Genomic DNA, 20,493 nt, shown 5'->3' on the forward strand with positions numbered 1-20,493 from the left:
CCCCCAGACAGCAGGGAGTTGCCATGGCCGAGGCCTACATCGTCGAAGCGGTGCGGACGCCCGTCGGGCGGCGCGGGGGAGGGCTGAGCGCGGTCCACCCGGCCGACCTCGGCGCGCACGTCCTCAAGGAGCTGATGAGCCGCACGGGCGCCGATCCGGCCGCCGTGGAGGACGTCATCCTCGGCTGTCTGGACACCGTGGGGCCGCAGGCCGGGGACATCGCGCGGACCTGCTGGCTGGCGGCGGGGCTGCCCGAGGAGGTGCCGGGCGTCACCGTCGACCGGCAGTGCGGCTCCTCGCAACAGGCCGTGCACTTCGCCGCGCAGGCCGTCCTGTCCGGCACGCAGGACCTGGTGGTCGCCGGCGGGGTGCAGAACATGTCGATGATCCCCATCGCCTTCGCCACCCGGCAGGCCGCCGAGCCGCTCGGGCTGACGCAGGGCCCGTTCGCGGGCAGCGTCGGCTGGCGCGCCCGCTACGGGGACAAGCCCGTCAACCAGTTCGTGGGCGCGGAGATGATCGCCGCGAAGTGGGGGATCGGCCGAACGGACCAGGAGGAGTTCGCCCTGCGCTCCCACCGGCGGGCGCTGCGGGCGATCGACGAGGGCCGCTTCGTCCGCGAGACCGTGCCCTACGGCGAGGTCACGGCCGACGAGGGCCCGCGCCGGGACACCTCCCTGGAGAAGATGGCCGCGCTCAAGCCGGTCCTCGACGGCGGCACGATCACCGCCGCCTGCTCCTCGCAGGTCTCCGACGGGGCGGCGGCGATGCTGCTGGCCTCCGAGCGGGCCGTGCGCGACCACGGCCTCACGCCACGCGCGCGCGTCCACCACCTCTCGGTGCGCGGCGAGGACCCGATCCGCATGCTCACCGCCCCGATCCCGGCCACCGCCCACGCCCTGAAGAAGACCGGCCTGACCATCGACGACATCGACCTCGTCGAGATCAACGAGGCGTTCGCCCCGGTCGTCCTGGCCTGGCTGAAGGAGACCGGCGCCGACCCGGAGCGGGTCAACGTCAACGGCGGGGCCATCGCCCTGGGCCACCCCCTCGGCGCCACGGGCGTGAAGCTGATGACCACGCTGTTGCACGAGCTGGAGCGCACCGGCGGCCGGTTCGGCCTGCAGACCATGTGCGAGGGCGGCGGCCAGGCCAATGTGACGATCATCGAACGGCTCTGAGCCGGGCCAGCGTCTCGTCGGCCTCCCGCATGATCCGCTCCACCAGCTCCGCGCACGACGGCAGGTCGTCGATCACCCCGGCGACCTGCCCGGACGCCATCACGCCCAGGTCCGTACGGCCGTCCACCATCGCGGCCTTCAGCAGCATCGGCGTGTTCGCGGCGAGCAGCACCTGAGACCAGGAGAGGTCCTTGCCGTGCTTGAGGGCGAGCCCGTCGCGGACCATCCGCCGCCAGGTCAGCCCCGAGAGCCCGCGGAAACCGGAGGCGTGCCGCAACGCCCGCACCAGCGCCCGTCCCCGCCCGGACCGCTCCAGCGCGTCCACCAGCTCCGTGCGGAGCATGCGGTGCGGCAGCCCGTCCACCGCCCTGGTCACCGTCACGTCCCGCACGCTCGCCGCCAGATACCGCGCCTTCACCGCGTCCGGCACGGTCGAGTCCGACGTCAGCAGGAACCGCGTGCCCATCGCCACGCCCGCCGCCCCGTAGGCCAGAGCCGCGACCAGTCCCCGCCCGTCGCAGAACCCGCCCGCCGCGACGACCGGGATCCGCACCGCGTCCACCACCTGCGGCAGCAGTACGGTCGTGGCCACCTCGCCTGTGTGCCCGCCGCCCTCCGCGCCCTGCACGACCACCGCGTCCGCACCCCACGCCGCGACCTTCTCCGCATGCCGCCGCGCCCCCACCGTCGGCATGACGACCACGCCCGCCTCCTTGAGCTCGCCGATCAGCTCCCGGGACGGGGCCAGGGCGAAAGAAGCGACCCGGACGCCCTCCTCGACGAGGATCCGCACCCGGTCACCCGCGTCGGCGGCGTCGGCGCGCAGGTTCACCCCGAACGGCTGGTCGGTGCGCCCCCGGACCTCCCGTACGGCGGCGCGCAACTGGTCGAGCGTCATCGTCGCGGAGGCCAGGATGCCGAGGGCGCCCGCGTTCGCCGTGGCGGAGACCAGGCGGGGGCCGGCCACCCAGCCCATCCCGGTCTGCACGATCGGATGGCGGACGCCGATGAGCCGGGTCAGCGGCGTCTCCCTCACGCGGCGACCTCCCCGGCCCGGGTGCCGGCCGGGTCCAGGACCTCCCGGATCAGCCGGAGCTCCCGCGCGGTCGGCTCGCGGGTCGGCGGCACCTCCTCCGGGACGGCCAGCTCGAATCCCGTCGCCTCCCTGACCTGCTCCACCGTGACCCCCGGGTGCAGCGACGCCAGCCGCATCGACCGGTCGGACGTGGCGAAGTCGAAGACGCCCAGGTCGGAGACGACCCGCGGGACGCGGTGGTACCGCGCCCCGGCCGCACGGTCGTACCCGACGCCGCAGACCAGGTCGACCCGCTCCACGAAGACCCGCCGGGAGTGCCTCGGGATCCAGTAACTGGTCGGGTTGTTGAGGGTGTTGACGGGGGCGCCGCGCACCCCGAGCAGCTGCCGCCGCGGCCGCTCCCAGGCGCCGATGCACGAGATGTTCTGGTTGCCGAACCGGTCGATCTGGCTCGCGCCCATCATCACGTGCCGCCGCCCGCCGGTGACCAGGGCCAGGTGCTGCCGGTACGGCAGCCAGCCCTCCGGTGTCCCGTCCGGGCGGACGAGCATCGCCTCGCCGTCGGTCAGCAGCAGGTCCGGCGCGAAGGTGAGCCGGGCCAGCCGGGCGCCGAGGGAGGGGATCAGGCCCATGGGGCTGGCCAGCACCTCCCCGTCGCCCCGCCAGGCCTCGGCGCAGGCGATCACGCAGTACTCGGCGCGGGTGGCCCCGGTCATGTCCCCTCCCGGACGGCCGACTGGTACGCCTGCTCGTCCCCGGCGAGGAACCGGGCCGCGAACTCCGGCCAGGGCGTGGTCGCGTACGTCTTCTGGAAGGCCTCGTCCCGGCCGTAGTCGGGCGCGCAGGACGTGAAGTGCGCGCCGTTCGGGGCCTCGACGACACCGGTGACCGTGTGCCGCTTGATCAGCAGGGTCTGCGGCGGGGCCGCCTTCGTCAGCTCGGCCGTGTCGACGATCCGCTCGCAGCTCAGGTACGCCGTGTCGGCCGCCGCGCAGAACAGGTCGTCGAAGTACGGGTCGGGGCCCAGGTACTGCCCGTTGCCCGACCGGTCGGCGCGGTTGACGTGCACCAGGGCGGCGTCGAGCCGCAGGGCGGGCATCGCCACGAACGTCTCCCCGTCCTCGTACGGCGAGGTGACCGTGCGCAGGCCGGGGTTGACCCGCATCACGTCCGAGCCGAGCCCGGCCCGCACCGGCAGGAACGGCAGCCGGTTCGCCGCCGCGTGCAGCCCCCACATGAACATCGCCTCGTCGACCTCCCTCAGCGCGAAGGCGCCCCGCTCGCGGGCCGCGCGGTAGTGCGGCTCCAGGGGGATCGAGTCGAGGGTGACGAAGGCCGTGACCAGTTCCCGGATCCGCCCGGCGGCGGCCAGCAGACCCACGTCCGGACCGCCGTAGGAGACCACCGTGAGATCGGTGAGCCCCGACCGGAGCACCGCTCTCACCAGGGCCATCGGCTTGCGGCGCGAGCCCCAGCCGCCGATGCCGAGGGTCATGCCGCTGCGCAGCCGGGAGACGACCTCGTCGGCGGTCATCGTCTTGTCGCTCATTCACGCCCCTCCTTCCCGAAGCCGGCCCGCACCCGCTCGCCCACTCCGCTCAGGCCCGCCTCGAAGGTGAAGCCCTGCTCGAAGCGGTAGCTGCGGCGCACGTCGACCGGGTCGATGCCGTTGAGCGCGGCCTTCGCCAGACGGAGCAGCCGGCCGTCCTTGGCGGCGATCTCCCGGGCCAGTTCCAGGGCCGCCGCGCGCAGTTCCCCGCGCGGCACCACCCGCCACACCGAGCCGTGCGCGTGCAACTCGGCCGCGCTCGCCGTGCGCGCCGTGTAGTACAGGGCCCGCATCAGGTGCTGCGGGACCAGCCGGGCCAGGTGCGTGGCCGCGCCCAGGGCGCCCCGGTCCAGCTCCGGCAGCCCGAACGCCGCGTCCTCGCTCGCCACGATCGCGTCCGCGTTCCCCACCAGGCCGACGCCGCCGCCCAGACAGAAACCCTGCACCGCCGCCACGACCGGCACCTCGCACTCGTACACCGCCGCGAAGGCCTCCGCGCAGGCCTGGTTGACGCCGATCAGCGCGCTGTTCCCGTCCCTCTGGAGCTCCTTGATGTCCACGCCCGCGTTGAACCCGCGCCCCTGCGCCGCCAGCACCACGCAGCGGACCTCCGGGTCGCGCCCCGCCGCGCGCACCGCGTCGGCCAGGGCGAACCAGCCGGCCACCGGCAGGGCGTTCACCGGCGGGAAGTCGACCGTGACGACGGCGATGCCCTTTTCCCCGCACGAGGTGGAGACACCCATGGCCGCATCAGCTACCTTTCCACCAAACGTTTGTTAGGTGGAAGGTAGCAGCGGATGGAGCTGGACGGGAAGGTCGCCGTCGTCACGGGCGGGACCCGGGGCGTCGGCGCCGGCATCGCGCGTGCCCTCGCCCGGGCCGGCGCCCGCGTCGTCGTCTGCGCCCGCCACCCCCCGGACGTCCCGGACCCCGCAACCGAGTTCATGCCGCTGGACGTCCGGGACACCGAGGCCGTCCGGCGCTTCTTCGCCGCCCTGCCCCGGCTGGACGTCCTCGTCAACAACGCGGGCGGCGCACCCCCACGGCTGCTCACCGAGGCCGGCCCGGACCGGCACGCGCGCGTGGTCGAACTCAACCTCCTCGCCCCGCTCACCGTGTCCCTCGCCGCCTACGAGCATCTCCGGCACACCCAGGGGGCCATCGTCATGATCGGCAGCGTCAGCGGCAGCCGCCCCTCACCCGGTACCGCCGCCTACGGCGCAGCCAAGGCGGGCCTGGAGCACCTCGCCCGCTCCATGGCCGTGGAGTGGGCGCCCCACATCCGGGTCAACACCCTCGTCGTGGGCATGGTCCGCACCGAACTGTCCCACCTCCACTACGGAGACCGGGACGGCATCGCCGCCGTCTCCCGCACGGTCCCGCTGGGCCGTCTCGCCGAGCCGTCCGACGTGGGCGCGGCGGCGGTGTTCCTGGCGTCCGACGCCGCCGCGTACATCAGCGGGGCGAGCCTGCTCGTGCACGGGGGCGGAGAGCGGCCGGCGTTCCTGGACGCGGCGCACCCCGGCCCCGGGCCTGTCGCCGACAAGGAGAGCCGACATGAGCGGAATCTGTGAGGGGCGGGTCGTCGTCGTCACGGGCGCGGGCCGCGGGCTCGGCCGGGCCCACGCCCTGGCGTTCGCGGCCGAGGGGGCGCTGGTGGTCGTCAACGACCTCGGCGTGGGCCTCGACGGCACCCCCGAACCCGACGGCCCCGCCGCCCGGGTCGCCGCGGAGATCCGCGCGCGGGGCGGCGAGGCCGTGCCGCACGGCGGCGACATCGCCACGACCGAGGGCGCCGCCTCGCTCGTCGCCACGGCCCTGGAGACGTACGGCCGGCTCGACACCCTCGTCAACAACGCGGGCTTCCTGCGCGACCGGATGCTCGTCAACCTCGACGAGGACGACTTCGACGCCGTCGTGCGCGTCCACCTCAAGGGCCACTTCCTGCCCCTGAAGCACGCCGCCGCCCACTGGCGGGCCGAGGCCAAGGCGGGCCGCAGGCGCGACGCCCGGATCGTCAACACCAGCAGCGGAGCCGGCCTGCTCGGCTCGGTCGGGCAGGGCAACTACAGCGCCGCCAAGGCCGGGATCGTCGCCCTGACCCTGGTCGCCGCGGCCGAACTGCGCCGCTACGGCGTCCAGGCCAACGCCATCGCCCCCGCCGCCCGGACCCGCATGACGGAACACACCTTCGCCGACACCATGGCGGCCCCCGCCGACGGCTTCGACGCGATGGCCCCCGACAACGTCTCCCCCCTGGTGGTCTGGCTGGGCTCGGCCGCGAGCGCCGGGGTGACGGGCCGGGTCTTCGAAGCGGAGGGGGGCCGGATCACGGTCATGGAGGGGTGGCGGCGGGGGCCGAGCGCCGACAAGGGCGCGCGGTGGTGCCCGGCGGAGGCGGGGGAGCGGACCCGCAGGCTCCTGGCGCAAGCGGAACCGCCGGGGGCCGTCTACGGGGCATGAGAGCGCGCACCGATCACGTGTCGCACTCCAGCACACTCCGGCACAACGCACACCGCGCCCGCACACGCCCCCGCACCGGCACCCTGATCCGCTGATGACACGTGGGACAGGGAAACGACACCCGCAACCGGCCGCCCCCGTCAGGGGAGAACGCGTACCGCACCCCCGGCTGCGGCGGCCCCGCCGACGCGTGCCGCCGGTCCCTGGCGTACCTCCGCCGCCCCGCCCACCCCGCCGCGGTCAACGGCGGCTGCTGCCCGTCACGCCGGGCCAGCTCCCTGCCCTTCACGTACGCCGTGTACGCCTGCGGACTGGTGAACCACACCGACGGGTCCTCCCCGAACACCAGCGCCCGCTTGGCCAGCACGTACCCGAACTCCTCCGGCGTGAGATACCCCAGCTTCTGCGACGACGCCCCGTCCTCCCGGTACGCGTCCAGCAGCAGCCACCCCGCACCCAGGTACGTCGTCGCCGTGTCCGTCAGGATCTCGTTGTCCCGGACACCCGGGAAGGACAGGTCCAGGCGGTGCAGGTACACGTGCATCACCTCGTGCGCGAGGGCCGCCCCGATGTCCCGCCGATGCGTACGGAACCGGTCGTTCAACTCCACGAAGTACTCCGGCCCGGCCGCCAGCTCGACGTTCGCCGCGTGCCGCATCTCCCGGAAGCTCACGATCAGCCGGGCGTCCGGCAACCGGTAGTGCCGCACCAGCTCGCGCGCCACCCGCTGCGCCCCCAGATACAGGTCGTCGGTGTCGGCGAACGCCACGTCGGCGGGGAGCACACTCGTCGCGAACGTCTGGATCGTGTCGTACGACAGCCGCCTGTACAGCGCCGTGATCGCGGCCCGCACCGTCTCCAGATGCGGGTAGCCGTGCTCGACCGGCCCGTCGTTGGCCACGCCTCACCCCCAAGACGCCCCTGGAACCCGGTTCCACTGTACGAGGGCGCGCCGCGCCGCGGACGGGCCCCGCCGCGGCGAAAACCGGTCGTCCGCCCCCGGGACCGCCGGCAGAATCCGGACCGTGACCAGTGAACAGCGCTCCGTGGACACCGCGCTCCAGGTGGGCGGCCAGGACGACGACCTCGAGAAGTGGCTCGACGAGGAACTCACCGCCTTCAACACCGCCGCCACCGACGGCGCCCCCACCGAATCCCTCTCCGTCCGCGCCACCGACACGACCGGCGACCTGGTCGGCGGCCTCACCGCCTGGACCTGGGGCAGCCTGTGCTCGGTGGACATGCTCTGGGTGCGCGAGGACCAGCGGCACGCCGGCTGGGGCAGCCGCCTGATGCGCGCCGCGGAGACCGAGGCCGCCCGGCGCGGCTGCACGGACATGATCGTCTCCACGTACAGCTTCCAGGCCCCCGGCTTCTACCCGCGGCTCGGCTACCGGGAACGGGCCCGCATCGAAGGCGTGCCCGGCGGCCACGAGGACGTCTACTTCCACAAGCGGCTCGGCCCGGCCGATGCGTGAGACACCCCGCGGCCGCCCGGCCTCCGCCCTCTACGCTGAACCCCCATGACCACCAGCAACACCGCCACCGGTGACGTCGACCCCGCCGTCCGCGAGGAACTCGCACGGCTGCGCGACAGCATCGACAACATCGACGCGGCCGTCGTCCACATGCTCGCCGAGCGCTTCAAGTGCACCCAGCAGGTCGGCCACCTCAAGGCACGCCACCAGCTGCCGCCCGCCGACCCCGCGCGCGAGGCCCGCCAGATCGCCCGGCTGCGCGCCCTCGCCGAGAACGCCAAACTGGACCCGGCCTTCGCGGAGAAGTTCCTCAACTTCATCGTCGCCGAGGTGATCCGCCACCACGAACGCATCGCCGACGAGGCACTCAACGGCTCCGCGACCGCCGGTAACTGACCTCGGGGGTGGTGACACGGCGGCCCGGGCGGTGCATGCTGCGCTGTGCACAGCATGTCAGCTGACGAGCACTGCGCGTCAGTGTCCCGGACTACTCTGGTCCTCCACGAGGGAGGGGCGTCGGGCCATGCCGTCGGATACCAGGATCCTCATCGTCGACGACCACGAGGACACGCTTTACGCGCTGGAGAGCGCCCTGGCCCCGCTGGGCTACCAGCTCGGCCGGGCCACCAGCGGCGACGAGGCGCTCAAGCAGGTCCTCCGCGGCCAGGTCGGCCTGCTCCTGCTCGACGTGCGCATGCCGGGCGTCAGCGGCCTCGAGGTCGTGCGCTACATGCGGCGCGTCGAACAGACCCAGCACATCCCCGTCATCCTGCTCACCGGCTTCGGCGCCGACCACGAACTGACCACCGCCGCCTTCGGACTCGGCGTCGCCGACCTCGTCCTCAAACCCGTGGACCCCTGGGCCCTGCGCACCAAGGTCCGCTACCTCTACGACACCCACCGGCGCCACCTCGCCCTGGAGCGCGAGGTGCGCCGGCTGCGCTCCGTCGTCCGGGAGCACACCGAGATCACCGCGCACCCCCCGCGCCCCGCCCTGCCGCACCCGGACGCCCGCGTACCGACCCAGCGACCCATGGGGGCGCACGCCGGGGAGCTCGAAAAAGACCGCACATAGACCGGACATTGGGCACGTACCGATCCGCCTCTGTGCCTTGCCCGTGCCATCAGGCAGCATGTCCTGCATGTCCGTACTGACGCGCGACGAAGCGCAGACCCGAGCAGAGCTCCTCGACGTCCACCGCTACACGATCGAACTCGACCTGACCAGCGGCGACGACACCTTCGGCTCCCGCACCGCGATCAGGTTCAGCGCCCGCTCGGACGGGGACACCTTCGTCGAGGTCAAGCCCGCCGAGCTGCGCTCCGTCACCCTCGACGGACAACCCCTGGACCCGGAAACCCTGGACGGCAACCGGCTGCCCCTGAAGAACCTCACCGCCGGCGAGCACGAACTGCGCGTGCACGCGGACATGCGCTACTCCCGCACCGGCGAGGGCATGCACCGCTTCACCGACCCCACCGACGGCGAGACCTACGTCTACACGCAGCTCTTCCTGGACGACGTCCAGCGCGTCTTCGCCGCCTTCGACCAGCCCGACCTGAAGGCCGTCTTCGAGCTGTCCGTGCAGGCCCCGGAGGACTGGACCGTCCTCGCGAACGGCATCACCCGGCACACCGGGAACGGCCTCTGGCAGGCCGCCCCCACCCCGCTCATCTCCACCTACCTCGTCGCCGTCGCCGCCGGCCCCTGGCACTCCGTGCGCACCGAGCACCGCGGCCTGCCCTTCGGCCTGCACTGCCGCCGCTCCCTCGCCCCCTACCTGGACGCCGACGCCGACGAACTCCTCGACGTCACGCGAGCCTGCTTCGACCGCTACCACGAGAAGTTCGACGAGCCCTACCCCTTCGACTCCTACGACCAGGCGTTCGTCCCCGAGTTCAACGCCGGAGCCATGGAGAACCCCGGACTGGTCACCTTCCGCGACGAGTTCGTCTACCGCTCCGCCGTCACCGACACCGAGCGCCAGACCCGCGCCATGGTCGTCGCCCACGAGATGGCCCACATGTGGTTCGGCGACCTCGTCACCCTCAAGTGGTGGGACGACATCTGGCTCAACGAGTCCTTCGCCGAGTACATGGGCTACCAGACCCTCACCGAGGCGACCCGCTTCACGGACACCTGGACCGACTTCGGCGTCACCCGTAAGTCCTGGGGCTACGACGCCGACCAGCGCCCCTCCACCCACCCCGTCGCCCCCGAAGCCGTCGACGACACCGCCTCAGCGCTGCTCAACTTCGACGGCATCTCCTACGCCAAGGGCGCCAGTGCCCTGCGGCAACTCGTCGCCTGGCTCGGCGAGAAGGACTTCCTCGCCGGCATCAACAACCACTTCGCCCGGCACAAGTTCGCCAACGCCACCCTCGCCGACTTCATCGACAACCTCGCGAGCGCCACCGAACGCGACGTCCACGCCTGGGCCGACGCCTGGCTGCGCACCACCGGCGTCGACACCCTCACCCCGCGCGTCGCCCCCGGAGACAACGGCACCTGCGCCCTCACCGTCGACCGCGCCGGCAGCCGCCCGCACCGCATCGCCGTCGGCCTGTACGACCGGGACCTCGGCGACGACGGCGGCCACCTCGCGCTGCGCGAACGCCTCCACCTGGACCTCCCGCAGGACGGCGCCCACCCCATCGGCAAGCGCCCGGCCCTGCTCCTCCTCAACGACGGCGACCTCAGCTACGCAAAGGTCCGCTTCGACCCCGAGTCCTTCGAGACCGTCCGCAAGGACCTGTCCGGCCTGCCCACCCCGCTCACCCGCGCGGTCGTCTGGAACGCCCTGCGCGACGCCGTCCGCGACGGCGAACTCGCCCCCACCGCCTACCTGGAGACCGCGCGCACCCACCTCCCCCTGGAGACGGACCTCGCCATCGTCCAGGGCGTGCTGGCCTTCGCCGCCACGCACATCGCCGACCGCTACCTCACCCCCGAGGAGCGGCCCGCCGCCCTCGCCACCCTGTCCGAGCTGTGCCGGGACCTCATCCGCCGCACCGAGGACGGCGACAACCCCGGCCTGCGCCTGATCGCCGTACGCCACCGCATCGACGTCGCCGCCCACCCCGACACCATCGCCGCCTGGCTCGCCGACGGCACCGTCCCCGGCGGCCCGGAGCTGGACCCCGAGCTGCGCTGGCGCGTCCTCGCCCGGCTCGCCGTGCTCGGCGCGACCGACGAGGCCGCCATCGCCGCCGAGCTCGAGCGCGACCCGAGCGCCACCGGCCAGGAAGGCGCCGCCCGCTGCCGGGCCGCGCTGCCCGACCCGGAGGCCAAATCCCGCGCCTGGGATGCCATGTTCGCCTCCGACGATCTTTCCAACTACCTCTTCACCGCCACCGCCGCCGGCTTCTGGCAGCCGGAACAGGCCGACCTGGTGCGGGAGTACGTGCCGCGCTACTACGCCGACGCGGTCGCCGTCGCCGACCGCCGCGGCCCCGCCATCGCCGAAGCCGCCGGCCGCTGGGCCTTCCCCGCCCACGCCGTCGACGCGGACACCCTCCGCCTCGGCGAGGAGTGCCTGCGCAACGCGAACCCTGTCCCGGCCCTGCACCGCAAACTCGTCGACCAACTGGACGACCTGGCACGGGCACTGCGGGTCCAGCGAAACCGGAGCGACCAGGAGACGCAGGACGTCTAGGGGGTGAGGGCGCTGGTGGGCGGGCCCTGAGGGATTCGTCCGGGCCCCGGCCGTGTCCGGGCTCCCGGCCCCGCCCCCCGCGACCGGGCCGCGTCCGGGAGCGCCGAGCCGGGCGGCTTCACAGCCTTTTTCCCGTGCGGAAGTACCTCCTCCCGGGTCCCGTCGTTGGGCTATTCGGGCGTGCCGCCCCGCGCCCCGGAGGACAGCCCATGAGCACGCCGCCCCTCGCCTCAGGCCCCGAAGGCCCGTACGCCCTGCGCCCGTTGCTCGACGCCGTGCTCGACGCGCTGGACGCCGGCGCCCGGGCACGGGGCGGGCCGCTGCCGGCGGGCGGGCCTGAGGCCGTCGCCGCGCGTCTTCGGCAGGCGGTGGGCGAGGTCCTGCCCGACCAGGGCGACCCACACGCCCTGCGCACCCTGGTCCACGCGTTCGCCGAGGGCGCCGCCGACCCGGCACACCCCCGGTGCGCCGCCCACCTCCACTGCCCGCCCCTCGCCGTCGCCACCGCCGCCGACCTCGCCGCCTCCGCCCTCAACCCGTCCCTCGACTCCTGGGACCAGGCCCCGGCCGCGTCGGAACTGGAGGCGAGGGTCACCGCGGCACTGGCCACGGAGATCTACGGCCCCGGACAGAGCCGAACCCCCGACTCCGTCATCACCACCGGCGGCACCGAGTCCAACCAACTCGCCCTGCTCCTCGCCCGGGAAGCGTGCGGCGGCACCGTACGGCTCGTGGTCGGCGCGAACGCCCACCACTCGCTCCCACGCGCCGCCTGGCTCCTCGGACTGCCCGAACCCGTCGTCGTACCCGCCCCGACCGGCACACTCGACCCCACCGCGCTCGACGCGGCCCTCACCCGTCTGCCCGGCCCCCTCCTCGTCACCGCCACCGCCGGCACCACCGACGCCGGACACATCGACCCGCTGCCCGAGATCGCCGCCCGCTGCACCACCCACGGCGCCCGCCTGCACATCGACGCCGCCTACGGCGGAGCCCTCCTCTTCAGCGACCGGCACCGGCACCGCCTCACCGGCCTCGACACCGCCGACACCGTCACCCTCGACCTGCACAAACTCGGCTGGCAGCCCGTCGCCGCAGGCCTCCTCGCCGTCAAGGACGCACACGACCTGACCGCGCTGCGGCAGCACGCCGACTACCTGAACGCCACCGACGACACCGAGGCAGGCCTGCCCGACCTCCTCGGCCGCTCCCTGCGTACCACCCGCCGCCCCGACGTCCTCAAGCTCGCCGTCACCCTCAAGACCCTCGGCCGCCGCGGCCTCGGCACACTCGTCGACCAGGTGTGCGCCCGCGCCCGCGAGTTCGCCGCCCTCGTCCAGGCACACCCCGGCTTCGACCTCCACGCCCGGCCCGTCATCAGCACCGTGCTGTTCCGACCCGCCGGCGCCACCGATGCCACCGTGGCCGCCGTACGCCGCGCCCTCCTCACCGACGGCCGCGCCGTCCTCGGCCGGGCCCGCCTCGACGGCCGGCTCTGGCTCAAGGCCACCCTCCTCAACCCCGCCACCGGGCCCGACGACCTGGCCGCCCTGCTGCACCTCGTGGCAGCGCGCCGAGCGACACTCGCGGAAGGACACACCCCCCGATGAACCCCCCACCGACCCCAGACCCCACCCCGACACCCCACCCGCACCACGAGCCCGACGCCCCCCGCGACCTCGTCGGCATCGGCATCGGCCCCGCCAACCTCTCCCTCGCCGCGCTCGCCCACCCGCTCGGGGACCTCGACACCGCCTTCTACGACCAGCGCCCCGCCTTCGCCTGGCACCCCGGCCTGCTCATCGAGGGCGCCACCATCCAGGTTCCCTTCCTCGCCGACCTGGTGACCCTCGCCGACCCCACCAGCCCCTGGACCTTCCTCAACTGGCTCCGGTCCCGCGAGCGGCTCTTCCCCTTCTACTTCGCCGAGCGCTTCCACATCCAGCGCGCCGAGTACGACGCCTACTGCCGCTGGGTCTCGGAGAACCTCCCCGGCCTGCACTTCGGCCACCAGGTCGACGCCGTCCGCTGGAACCCCGAACGCGACCTGTTCGAGGTCGACTTCACGCAGCTCGACACCGACGGCGAAGCGGAGGCCCTCGGCCGGACCTACACCCGCAACGTCGTCCTCGGCATCGGCACCGAGCCCTACGTCCCCGAACCCCTCAAGCCCCTCGTCGAGGCCCCCGGCGTGCCCGTCCTGCACGCCGCCGACTACCTCGACCACCGCGCCGTCCTGCTCGCCGCCGAGCACGTCACCGTCGTCGGCCTCGGACAGTCCGGCGCCGAGATCTTCCTCGACCTGCTCCGCAACCGGCCCGCCGGCCGCGAGAAACTGCACTGGCTGGGCCGCACCGAGGCCTTCGCACCCATGGAGTACTCCAAGCTCGGCCTGGAGCACTTCACCCCCGACCACACCCGCTACTTCCACGCCCTGCCCGAGTCCGCCCGCGACCGGCTCGTCACCGGACAGTGGCAACTCCACAAGGGCATCGACGCCGGCACCATCGCCGCCCTCCACGACGAGCTCTACCGCCGCACACTGCACGGCGGCTGGCCCGACGCCGTCCTCACCCCCGGCGTCCGCGTCCGCACCGCCGGCCGCGTCGCCACGACCAAGGTCGAACTGCACCTGGAACACGCCACACAGGACAGCCGCTCCCGCCTCACCACCGACGCCGTCGTCCTCGCCACCGGCTACCGCGAACGCCCCCTCGACCGCGTCCTGGCCGGCCTCGACCCCTACATGCGCCGCGACAGCCAGGAACGGCCACGCGTCGACGAGGACTACCGGCTCGTCCTCGACCCCTCCGTCACCGGCACCGTGTACGTCCAGAACGCCGAGACCCACACCCACGGCATCGGCGCCCCCGACCTCGGCCTCGCCGCCTGGCGCGGCGCGATCATCCTCAACTCCCTGACCGGCAGAGAGGCCTACCGACTCCCGCGCCGCACCGCCTTCACCACCTTCGGCCTCACCCAGCGGCAGCAGGTTCCGTCGCCCCGCGAGGCACCGGCCCTGACCCCGCTCGTCGACGACCGAAGGTGACGAAGGACGCGGCTCCAGGCGGCACGCGGCTCAGAAGACGGGCGTGCCCTCCCGCGTGAGCCTCCAGTCCACCGCGGCGAACTCGGCCGGGTCGATCGACCCCTTCGCCTTCACCCAGGCGATCATGGTGTTGCGGATCTCGTCCGAGTTCGACCACAGCAGCGGCGCCGCGGCGACATGCGGGAAGTTCCCGCCGCCGTTGGCCCGGTAGTTGTTCACCGCGAACACGAACCGCGCGTCGTCCGCGAGCGGCTGCCCCTCGAACCGCACGTTCGTCACCCGCGACCCGGCCGGCTTCGCGATGTCGATCTCGTACGACAGACCGCTCACCACGTCGTAGTTGTAGTCCGGCGTGCCGTTCGCGTTCGTCAGCTTCGCCGGATCCACCGCGGCGCCCGGCGCCGTCCGCACGAAGTAGTTCGCCGAGAACTCCAGGTACGCCTTCATCTGCGCACCCGTCATCAGCCGCGCCTCCAGCGTGTTCTCGAAGACGTACAGGCCCGCCACGTCCCGGATCGTCACCTCGCCCGCCGGGATCCGGGCACTGCGCGAGAAGCACGCCGCCTGCGACAGCACCGGCAGCGCCGCGTGCTCCGTGCCCGCCAGCGCCTGCCTCACCGTGTCGGCCTGGATGTGGTTGATCAGGTCGATGATCGGCACGTCCTTGTACGGCGCCTCCGCCGACGTCATCTCCGCCGCGTTCGTGCCGATGACCTGGTTGACGTACGCCACGACCTTCTCGTGCTCGTCGAGAAGCAGCCGCACGATCTCCGGGTCCTCCTCCACGGTGTTGGAGTTCAGGACCTGCGCCCCCACCTTCTCGACCTTCCAGCAGCCCTTCTCCCACACCAGCTCGAAGTCGAACAGCGTCAGCCGCTGCCCCCACTTCAGCGGCTCCGACAGCACGACCTGCTTGCCCGTCTCCTTGTTCGTCACGAAGTACTCGGGGATCTCCGTGTGCGCGTGCCCGACCAGGATCGCGTCGATGCCCGGCACCTGCTCGGCCACCAGCCCGGCCGCGTTCTCGATGTACGGCAACTGGTCACCGTAGGACGACGTCCCCGACGAGCCGCTGTGCGCCGAGACGATGACGACGTCCGCGCCCATCGACCGCAGCTTCGGCACCCACTTCGCCGCCTGCTCCTCCAGACCCGGGAACGTCATCTTCCCCTGCACGTTCGCCTTGTCCCAGATCGCGATGCCCGGGTTCGTCAGCCCCAGCACCGCCACCTTCACGTCCCGCCCGAACGGCGTGCGCAGCCGGTGCATGCTGTACGGCGGGAACGCCGGGCGCAGCGTCTTCGCGTCCAGCGCGTTGGCGCCCAGCAGCGGGAAGCGGCACTGCTGCTCGAACTTCCGCAGCACCGGGATGCCGTAGTTGAACTCGTGGTTGCCGAGCGCCGCCGCGTCGTAGTCCATGGCGTTCATCGCCTGCGCCATCGGGTGCACCGGGCCGCCCTCGGCGGTGATCGGGTCGACCTTGGCGTAGTAGTACGACAGCTGCGTGCCCTGGATGGTGTCGCCCGCGTCGATGAGCAGCGTGTTGCGGCGGCCCTTCTCCTCACGGACCTGGTTCACCAGGGTCGAGACCTTCGCGAGGCCGACGTCGTTGTGGGCCTTGTCGTCGAACTCGGCGTCCGTGAAGTAGTCCCAGTTGAAGACGTTGCCGTGCAGGTCCGTCGTCCCCATCACCGTGAACGCGTACCGCTTCGCGCGCCGCCCGGCAGCACCCGATGTCTCGGCCGCCTGCGCAGCCGGCGCCGCGACCGCACCCGTCAGCGCCACCCCCGCCCCGGTCACGGCGGACTTCTCCAGGAACTTCCGGCGGTTCAGCGGCATGGCTGGCACTCCTCGGGGACACGGTGAACAACGCGCGTAGATAACGCGCGTAGATTCTGACCCGTTCATGACCGGCAGCAACAGCCCCGGCAGGTTGCGATTAGATGACTCGGGATCGCCGACTCCAGGCCTCCGGCCAGCCAAGACATGACAGAGTGGGGCGTATGACCACGCCCGCCGGAGATGCCAGCCAGCCCGCCGTCCCCTACGGCACACCCGACGCCCCGCGCATCGCCGTCCGCGGCGAGGCCCGCCTCGAAGTCGACCCCGAGATCGCCCGCATCGGCATCACCGTCGCCGCCCGCGGCCGCGACCGCCGCTCCGCCCTCGACGACCTCACCCGCCGCAACGCCGGCGTCCTCGACCTCGTCAAGTCCTACGGCGACGCCGTCGAACGCCTGGAGACCGGCGCCTTCTCCATCACCCCCGAACTCACCAAGCACGGCCGCGGCGAACGCGTCCGCACCTACCACGGCAGCGTCCACGTCACCGCCGAACTCACCGACTTCACCGCCCTCGGCGAACTCACCACCCGCCTCGCCGACCTCGACCTCACCCGCGTCGACGGCCCCTGGTGGGCCCTGCGCCCCGACTCACCCGCCCACCGCGAAGCCCGCAAGAAGGCCGTGACGGAAGCCGTCCAACGCGCCCGCGAATACGCCGAAGCCCTCGGCACCACCCTCTCCGCCCTCGTCGAACTCGCCGACATCGGCGCGGAGAGCAGCCCGCCCGCCTACCCCCAGGCACCCGGCCGCATGCGCTCCGCGGCCTACGGCGCCGCCGCCGAAAGCGCCCCCGCCGCCCCCCTCGACCTCGAACCCCAACGCCAGCGCGTCCACGCCCAGATCAACGCCCGCTTCACGATGGTGCCGCCGCGGCTGTAAGCCCCCCGGAGCGAATTCCGAAAACACGACCGAATTCCCCTCGGGGTGCTCATCGGAGCGCCCCACTGCACAATTCAACACTTGTCAATAACGCTTCACGCAAAGTCTGTTGAGTAGTCACGCTCGACCAATTCTCTACCCACCGGTAACTCATAGGCTCGGACCTATGCGCCGAGCAAAGATCGTCTGTACCCTTGGGCCCGCCACCGACTCCTACGACCAGATCAAAGGCCTGGTCGACGCCGGAATGGACGTGGCCCGCTTCAACCTCAGCCACGGCGAACACGCCGAGCACGAGGAGCGCTACCACCGGGTGCGCAAGGCCGCCGACGAGACCGGCCGCAGCGTCGGCATCCTCGCCGACCTTCAAGGCCCGAAAATCCGGCTCGGCCGCTTCACCGAAGGCCCCGTACTCCTTGAACGCGGCGACACCTTCACCATCACCGTCGAAGACGGCGCCGAAGGCGACGGCCACATGTGCGGCACCACCTACGCCGGCCTCGCCGACGACGTCACCCCCGGTGAACGCATCCTCGTCGACGACGGCAAAGTCTGCCTCGAAGTCACCCGGGTCGACGGCCCCCGCGTCCGCACCACCGTCGTCGAGGGCGGCGTCATCTCCGACCACAAGGGCCTCAACCTCCCCGGCGTCGCCGTCTCCGTCCCCGCCCTCTCCAAAAAAGACGAGGACGACCTCCGCTGGGCCCTGCGCACCGGCTTCGACGTCATCGCCCTCTCCTTCGTCCGCAGCGGCCGCGACATCCAGGACGTCCACCGCATCATGGACGAGGAAGGCCGCCGCCTCCCCGTCATCGCCAAGGTCGAAAAACCCCAGGCCGTCGAGAACATCGACGACATCGTCGCCGCCTTCGACGGCATCATGGTCGCCCGCGGAGACCTCGGCGTCGAAATGCCACTGGAACAGGTCCCGATCGTCCAGAAGCGCGCGATCAAACTGGCCAAGCGCAACGCCAAACCGGTCATCGTCGCCACCCAGATGCTCGACTCGATGATCGACAACGCCCGCCCCACCCGCGCCGAGGCCTCCGACGTCGCCAACGCCGTCATCGACGGCACCGACGCGGTGATGCTCTCCGGCGAAACCAGCGTCGGCAAACACGCCGTCGAAACCGTCCGCACGATGGCCCGCATCGTCGAAGCGGCGGAGGAAGACATCCTGGCCAAGGGCCTGCCGCCCCTGACGGAGCGCAACAAACCCCGCACCCAGGGCGGCGCGGTCGCCCGAGCGGCCGCGGAGATGGGCGACTTCCTCGGCGCGAAGTTCCTGGTCGCCTTCACCCAGTCCGGCGACACGGCCCGCCGCCTCTCCCGCTACCGCTCACCCATCCCCCTTCTGGCCTTCACCCCCGACCAGGCGACCCGCTCCCAGCTCAGCCTCACCTGGGGCGTGGAAACCTTCCTCGGACCGTGCGTCGACTCCACGGACGCGATGGTCGACCAGGTCGACGAACTCCTCCTCCGCTACGGCCGCTGCGCCAAGGGCGACACGGTGGTCATCACGGCCGGCTCCCCGCCCGGGGTCTCGGGCTCGACGAACATGGTCCGCGTTCACCACATCGGCGAGGACGACGCCCCGAAGTAGGACGTCAGTACTTGGGCCCGACGTGGGCGTCCATGAGGGCGACGGAGTCTCTGCGGGCGACGGAGATGTTGAACGGGTTGCCGTTGCGGGTGCAGTGCGTCCACTCGACACCGAGCTTGTCGAGGGTGTCGGTGTAGAGCCGCCGGATGTCCTCGGAGACGTTGGTGAAGAAGTACCGGGGATACTCGTAGCGCTTACGCTCGCCGGCGACCATGCGGGTCGTCCAGTTGGTGATCCGACAGCCGTCGGAGTGGATGAGCCCCCGGATGAACTCCCAGGGGTGCGCGTCGACGATGGCTTGCTGCCAGGGTTCCAGGGCGATACGGCGTTCGTGCTTCTTGCCGGGGCCGTGCTGGGGGAAGAGGTGCGGCCAGTGCCTGCTGTAGCTGACCACTGAGACGTATCCCTGCGCCTGAGTGCGAGAGGCGCACCCGCTCGGGTTGATGGCGCGCATGGCAATCTCGCATGCTTCGATCAGACCGGGCCAAGAGTTTGCGCACGCGATTCTCAGGTAATAGCCGGTGCCGCGAGGATGGCAGCTGATGCAACCATCGCCGAGATAAAGGCCCAGTAGGTAGGCGTACTGGCACTCGTCGGCGGGCGGTTCGGGCTCCGGAGGCGCCATACGGGGCAGCGGTTCAAGGCGGTCCCGCCAGGAGCGGATCGCAGCCCGAGAGATGCCTGTCTCCCGGCTCACCGAGTTCAGACTGCGGCCTTGAGCCACCAGTGCGAGCGCTCGCTTGCGTGTGCTGAGGTCGTACATGTGGCCACTGTGGAACTGTGATCATGTCGACACGCAGCAAAAAGCGGATGTTCACGAGAATGTGGACATCCGCTTCGAATGGGTGACCTTGGAAACCAAGGAAAAGTGCCCCGGGTCGGACTCGAACCGACACTGTATGGGTTTTGAATCCATTGCCTGCTGCCAATTGGGCTACCGGGGCCCAGTGAATCGAAGGTTGACCACGACCCACTGCCTGACCACCATACCGCAGCTAGGTACGCTCTTGGGAGCAGTACCGGCCTGCCCCGTACCAAGGAGCCCACGTGAGCGCCCCCGAGTCGCCCCAGCCTGTTGACGTGCCTGATGAGGACAAGTCGCACGTGCCTCCGATGACGACGCGGGTCGTCATCGCCGAGGACGAGGCGCTGATCCGGCTCGATCTCAAAGAGATGCTGGAGGAGGAGGGGTACACCGTCGTCGGTGAGGCCGGTGACGGTGAGCAGGCCGTGGAGCTGGCCCGTGAGCACCGCCCCGACCTGGTGATCCTGGACGTGAAGATGCCGAAGCTGGACGGCATCTCCGCGGCGGAGAAGATCGCCGAGGAGAGCATCGCGCCGGTGTTGATGCTGACCGCCTTCTCGCAGCGCGACCTGGTGGAGCGCGCCCGGGACGCCGGTGCCATGGCGTACCTCGTGAAGCCGTTCAGCAAGACCGACGTCGTGCCGGCGATCGAGATGGCCGTGTCGCGGTTCACGGAGCTGAAGGAGCTGGAGAAGGAGGTCGCGGACCTCACGCTCCGGCTGGAGACGCGCAAGCTGGTGGACCGGGCGAAGTCGATCCTCCAGACGGAGTACGGGCTGACCGAGCCGGCCGCGTTCCGGTGGATCCAGAAGACGTCGATGGACCGCCGCATGTCGATGCAGCAGGTCGCGGAGGCGGTCATCCAGGACGCCGAGGAGAAGAAGGCCAACAAGGGCTGAGCGGCACGAAAGGGCCCGCCCACCTTTCCTGCGGAAGGTGGGCGGGCCCTT

19 protein-coding genes and 1 tRNA gene are annotated in these 20,493 nt (G+C 71.8%); 12 read left to right on the top strand and 8 right to left on the bottom strand.

Annotated elements, in window-relative coordinates; all coding sequences use genetic code 11:
* Positions 1-23: 23 nt before the first annotated feature.
* A complete protein-coding gene (locus ACSUPV_RS30450) occupies positions 24-1,181 on the top strand; it encodes an acetyl-CoA C-acetyltransferase (RefSeq protein ID WP_037757144.1) in 1,158 nt (385 codons plus the stop codon).
* Here ACSUPV_RS30450 and ACSUPV_RS30455 read toward each other — a convergent pair.
* Genes ACSUPV_RS30455 through ACSUPV_RS30470 form a run of 4 tightly spaced genes read right to left on the bottom strand, consistent with a single transcriptional unit; the run spans position 1,165 to position 4,509 of the window.
* Positions 1,165-2,217, bottom strand: coding sequence for an NAD(P)H-dependent flavin oxidoreductase (locus ACSUPV_RS30455; RefSeq protein ID WP_436948937.1), 1,053 nt, complete (start codon positions 2,215-2,217; stop codon positions 1,165-1,167). The two genes, ACSUPV_RS30450 and ACSUPV_RS30455, sit on opposite strands and share 17 nt — an antisense overlap.
* Positions 2,214-2,933 carry a CoA-transferase subunit beta gene (locus ACSUPV_RS30460; RefSeq protein WP_359791043.1) on the bottom strand — a complete coding sequence of 240 codons (720 nt, stop codon included), beginning with the start codon at positions 2,931-2,933 and terminating at the stop codon, positions 2,214-2,216. The genes ACSUPV_RS30455 and ACSUPV_RS30460 overlap by 4 nt, the downstream gene beginning before the upstream one ends.
* The gene (locus tag ACSUPV_RS30465) at positions 2,930-3,766 is read right to left on the bottom strand and encodes a CoA transferase subunit A (protein WP_037757140.1); all 837 of its coding nucleotides are present in this window, start codon (positions 3,764-3,766) and stop codon (positions 2,930-2,932) included. Before ACSUPV_RS30465 ends, ACSUPV_RS30460 begins: the two co-directional genes overlap by 4 nt.
* Complete coding sequence (locus ACSUPV_RS30470; RefSeq protein WP_037757139.1) at positions 3,763-4,509, bottom strand: enoyl-CoA hydratase family protein; 747 nt, start codon at positions 4,507-4,509, stop codon at positions 3,763-3,765. Before ACSUPV_RS30470 ends, ACSUPV_RS30465 begins: the two co-directional genes overlap by 4 nt.
* 54 nt (positions 4,510-4,563) lie before the next feature.
* Between ACSUPV_RS30470 and ACSUPV_RS30475 the strand changes: the two genes are divergently transcribed.
* A complete protein-coding gene (locus tag ACSUPV_RS30475) occupies positions 4,564-5,340 on the top strand; it encodes an SDR family oxidoreductase (RefSeq protein ID WP_382611013.1) in 777 nt (258 codons plus the stop codon).
* Positions 5,324-6,229, top strand: coding sequence for an SDR family oxidoreductase (locus ACSUPV_RS30480; RefSeq protein ID WP_436948938.1), 906 nt, complete (start codon positions 5,324-5,326; stop codon positions 6,227-6,229). Before ACSUPV_RS30475 ends, ACSUPV_RS30480 begins: the two co-directional genes overlap by 17 nt.
* 13 nt (positions 6,230-6,242) lie before the next feature.
* On the opposite strand, the gene ACSUPV_RS30485 is transcribed toward ACSUPV_RS30480, so the two are convergent.
* A complete protein-coding gene (locus ACSUPV_RS30485; protein WP_037757135.1) occupies positions 6,243-7,130 on the bottom strand; it encodes a hypothetical protein in 888 nt (295 codons plus the stop codon).
* Between the two features lie 124 nt (positions 7,131-7,254).
* Here ACSUPV_RS30485 and ACSUPV_RS30490 point away from each other — a divergent pair, with 124 nt between their 5' ends.
* From ACSUPV_RS30490 to ACSUPV_RS30515, 6 genes are all read left to right on the top strand, one after another.
* Positions 7,255-7,707 carry a GNAT family N-acetyltransferase gene (locus tag ACSUPV_RS30490; protein WP_436948939.1) on the top strand — a complete coding sequence of 151 codons (453 nt, stop codon included), beginning with the start codon at positions 7,255-7,257 and terminating at the stop codon, positions 7,705-7,707.
* Between the two features lie 45 nt (positions 7,708-7,752).
* On the top strand, positions 7,753-8,103 hold the full coding sequence (locus ACSUPV_RS30495) for a chorismate mutase (RefSeq protein WP_031115660.1): 351 nt from the start codon (positions 7,753-7,755) through the stop codon (positions 8,101-8,103).
* Positions 8,104-8,230: 127 nt separating this feature from the next.
* Entirely contained in the window at positions 8,231-8,782 is a 552-nt protein-coding gene (locus ACSUPV_RS30500; protein ID WP_031115659.1) for a response regulator, read from the top strand.
* A gap of 67 nt (positions 8,783-8,849) precedes the next feature.
* Complete coding sequence (pepN, locus tag ACSUPV_RS30505) at positions 8,850-11,363, top strand: aminopeptidase N (RefSeq protein ID WP_436948940.1); 2,514 nt, start codon at positions 8,850-8,852, stop codon at positions 11,361-11,363.
* Positions 11,364-11,572: 209 nt separating this feature from the next.
* Positions 11,573-12,973 carry a pyridoxal phosphate-dependent decarboxylase family protein gene (locus ACSUPV_RS30510; protein ID WP_382611007.1) on the top strand — a complete coding sequence of 467 codons (1,401 nt, stop codon included), beginning with the start codon at positions 11,573-11,575 and terminating at the stop codon, positions 12,971-12,973.
* Positions 12,970-14,412, top strand: coding sequence for a lysine N(6)-hydroxylase/L-ornithine N(5)-oxygenase family protein (locus tag ACSUPV_RS30515; RefSeq protein ID WP_436948941.1), 1,443 nt, complete (start codon positions 12,970-12,972; stop codon positions 14,410-14,412). Before ACSUPV_RS30510 ends, ACSUPV_RS30515 begins: the two co-directional genes overlap by 4 nt.
* Positions 14,413-14,442: 30 nt before the next feature.
* Here ACSUPV_RS30515 and ACSUPV_RS30520 read toward each other — a convergent pair whose 3' ends face one another.
* Entirely contained in the window at positions 14,443-16,251 is a 1,809-nt protein-coding gene (locus ACSUPV_RS30520; RefSeq protein WP_031115655.1) for a bifunctional metallophosphatase/5'-nucleotidase, read from the bottom strand.
* A gap of 164 nt (positions 16,252-16,415) precedes the next feature.
* Here ACSUPV_RS30520 and ACSUPV_RS30525 point away from each other — a divergent pair, with 164 nt between their 5' ends.
* Together ACSUPV_RS30525 and pyk are read left to right on the top strand one after the other, a co-directional pair.
* Entirely contained in the window at positions 16,416-17,135 is a 720-nt protein-coding gene (locus ACSUPV_RS30525) for an SIMPL domain-containing protein (protein ID WP_031115654.1), read from the top strand.
* A 166-nt stretch (positions 17,136-17,301) separates the two neighbouring features.
* On the top strand, positions 17,302-18,738 hold the full coding sequence (pyk, locus tag ACSUPV_RS30530) for a pyruvate kinase (protein ID WP_382610999.1): 1,437 nt from the start codon (positions 17,302-17,304) through the stop codon (positions 18,736-18,738).
* A gap of 4 nt (positions 18,739-18,742) precedes the next feature.
* Here pyk and ACSUPV_RS30535 read toward each other — a convergent pair whose 3' ends face one another.
* Both ACSUPV_RS30535 and ACSUPV_RS30540 read right to left on the bottom strand, forming a co-directional pair.
* Positions 18,743-19,501 carry a transcriptional regulator gene (locus ACSUPV_RS30535; protein ID WP_436948942.1) on the bottom strand — a complete coding sequence of 253 codons (759 nt, stop codon included), beginning with the start codon at positions 19,499-19,501 and terminating at the stop codon, positions 18,743-18,745.
* 106 nt (positions 19,502-19,607) lie between these two features.
* Positions 19,608-19,682 (bottom strand) — tRNA-Leu (locus tag ACSUPV_RS30540).
* 103 nt (positions 19,683-19,785) lie between these two features.
* Between ACSUPV_RS30540 and ACSUPV_RS30545 the strand changes: the two genes are divergently transcribed.
* Positions 19,786-20,442, top strand: a complete 657-nt coding sequence (locus tag ACSUPV_RS30545; RefSeq protein WP_031115650.1) for an ANTAR domain-containing response regulator — start codon at positions 19,786-19,788, stop codon at positions 20,440-20,442.
* Positions 20,443-20,493: the final 51 nt, after the last annotated feature.

Source organism: Streptomyces sp. SudanB52_2052 (assembly GCF_964272415.1).
GTDB lineage: Bacteria > Actinomycetota > Actinomycetes > Streptomycetales > Streptomycetaceae > Streptomyces > Streptomyces olindensis.

Excerpts from the sequence above, each read along its gene's own strand:
- ACSUPV_RS30525 (WP_031115654.1), top strand. The coding sequence starts at position 16,416 with ATGACCACGCCCGCCGGAGATGCCAGCCAGCCCGCCGTCCCCTACGGC.
- ACSUPV_RS30515 (WP_436948941.1), top strand. The coding sequence starts at position 12,970 with ATGAACCCCCCACCGACCCCAGACCCCACCCCGACACCCCACCCGCAC.
- ACSUPV_RS30535 (WP_436948942.1), bottom strand. The coding sequence starts at position 19,501 with ATGTACGACCTCAGCACACGCAAGCGAGCGCTCGCACTGGTGGCTCAA.
- ACSUPV_RS30495 (WP_031115660.1), top strand. The coding sequence starts at position 7,753 with ATGACCACCAGCAACACCGCCACCGGTGACGTCGACCCCGCCGTCCGC.
- ACSUPV_RS30460 (WP_359791043.1), bottom strand. The coding sequence starts at position 2,933 with ATGACCGGGGCCACCCGCGCCGAGTACTGCGTGATCGCCTGCGCCGAG.
- ACSUPV_RS30470 (WP_037757139.1), bottom strand. The coding sequence starts at position 4,509 with ATGGGTGTCTCCACCTCGTGCGGGGAAAAGGGCATCGCCGTCGTCACG.
- ACSUPV_RS30480 (WP_436948938.1), top strand. The coding sequence starts at position 5,324 with ATGAGCGGAATCTGTGAGGGGCGGGTCGTCGTCGTCACGGGCGCGGGC.
- ACSUPV_RS30475 (WP_382611013.1), top strand. The coding sequence starts at position 4,564 with ATGGAGCTGGACGGGAAGGTCGCCGTCGTCACGGGCGGGACCCGGGGC.
- ACSUPV_RS30520 (WP_031115655.1), bottom strand. The coding sequence starts at position 16,251 with ATGCCGCTGAACCGCCGGAAGTTCCTGGAGAAGTCCGCCGTGACCGGG.
- pepN (WP_436948940.1), top strand. The coding sequence starts at position 8,850 with ATGTCCGTACTGACGCGCGACGAAGCGCAGACCCGAGCAGAGCTCCTC.
- ACSUPV_RS30450 (WP_037757144.1), top strand. The coding sequence starts at position 24 with ATGGCCGAGGCCTACATCGTCGAAGCGGTGCGGACGCCCGTCGGGCGG.
- ACSUPV_RS30510 (WP_382611007.1), top strand. The coding sequence starts at position 11,573 with ATGAGCACGCCGCCCCTCGCCTCAGGCCCCGAAGGCCCGTACGCCCTG.
- ACSUPV_RS30500 (WP_031115659.1), top strand. The coding sequence starts at position 8,231 with ATGCCGTCGGATACCAGGATCCTCATCGTCGACGACCACGAGGACACG.
- ACSUPV_RS30465 (WP_037757140.1), bottom strand. The coding sequence starts at position 3,766 with ATGAGCGACAAGACGATGACCGCCGACGAGGTCGTCTCCCGGCTGCGC.
- pyk (WP_382610999.1), top strand. The coding sequence starts at position 17,302 with ATGCGCCGAGCAAAGATCGTCTGTACCCTTGGGCCCGCCACCGACTCC.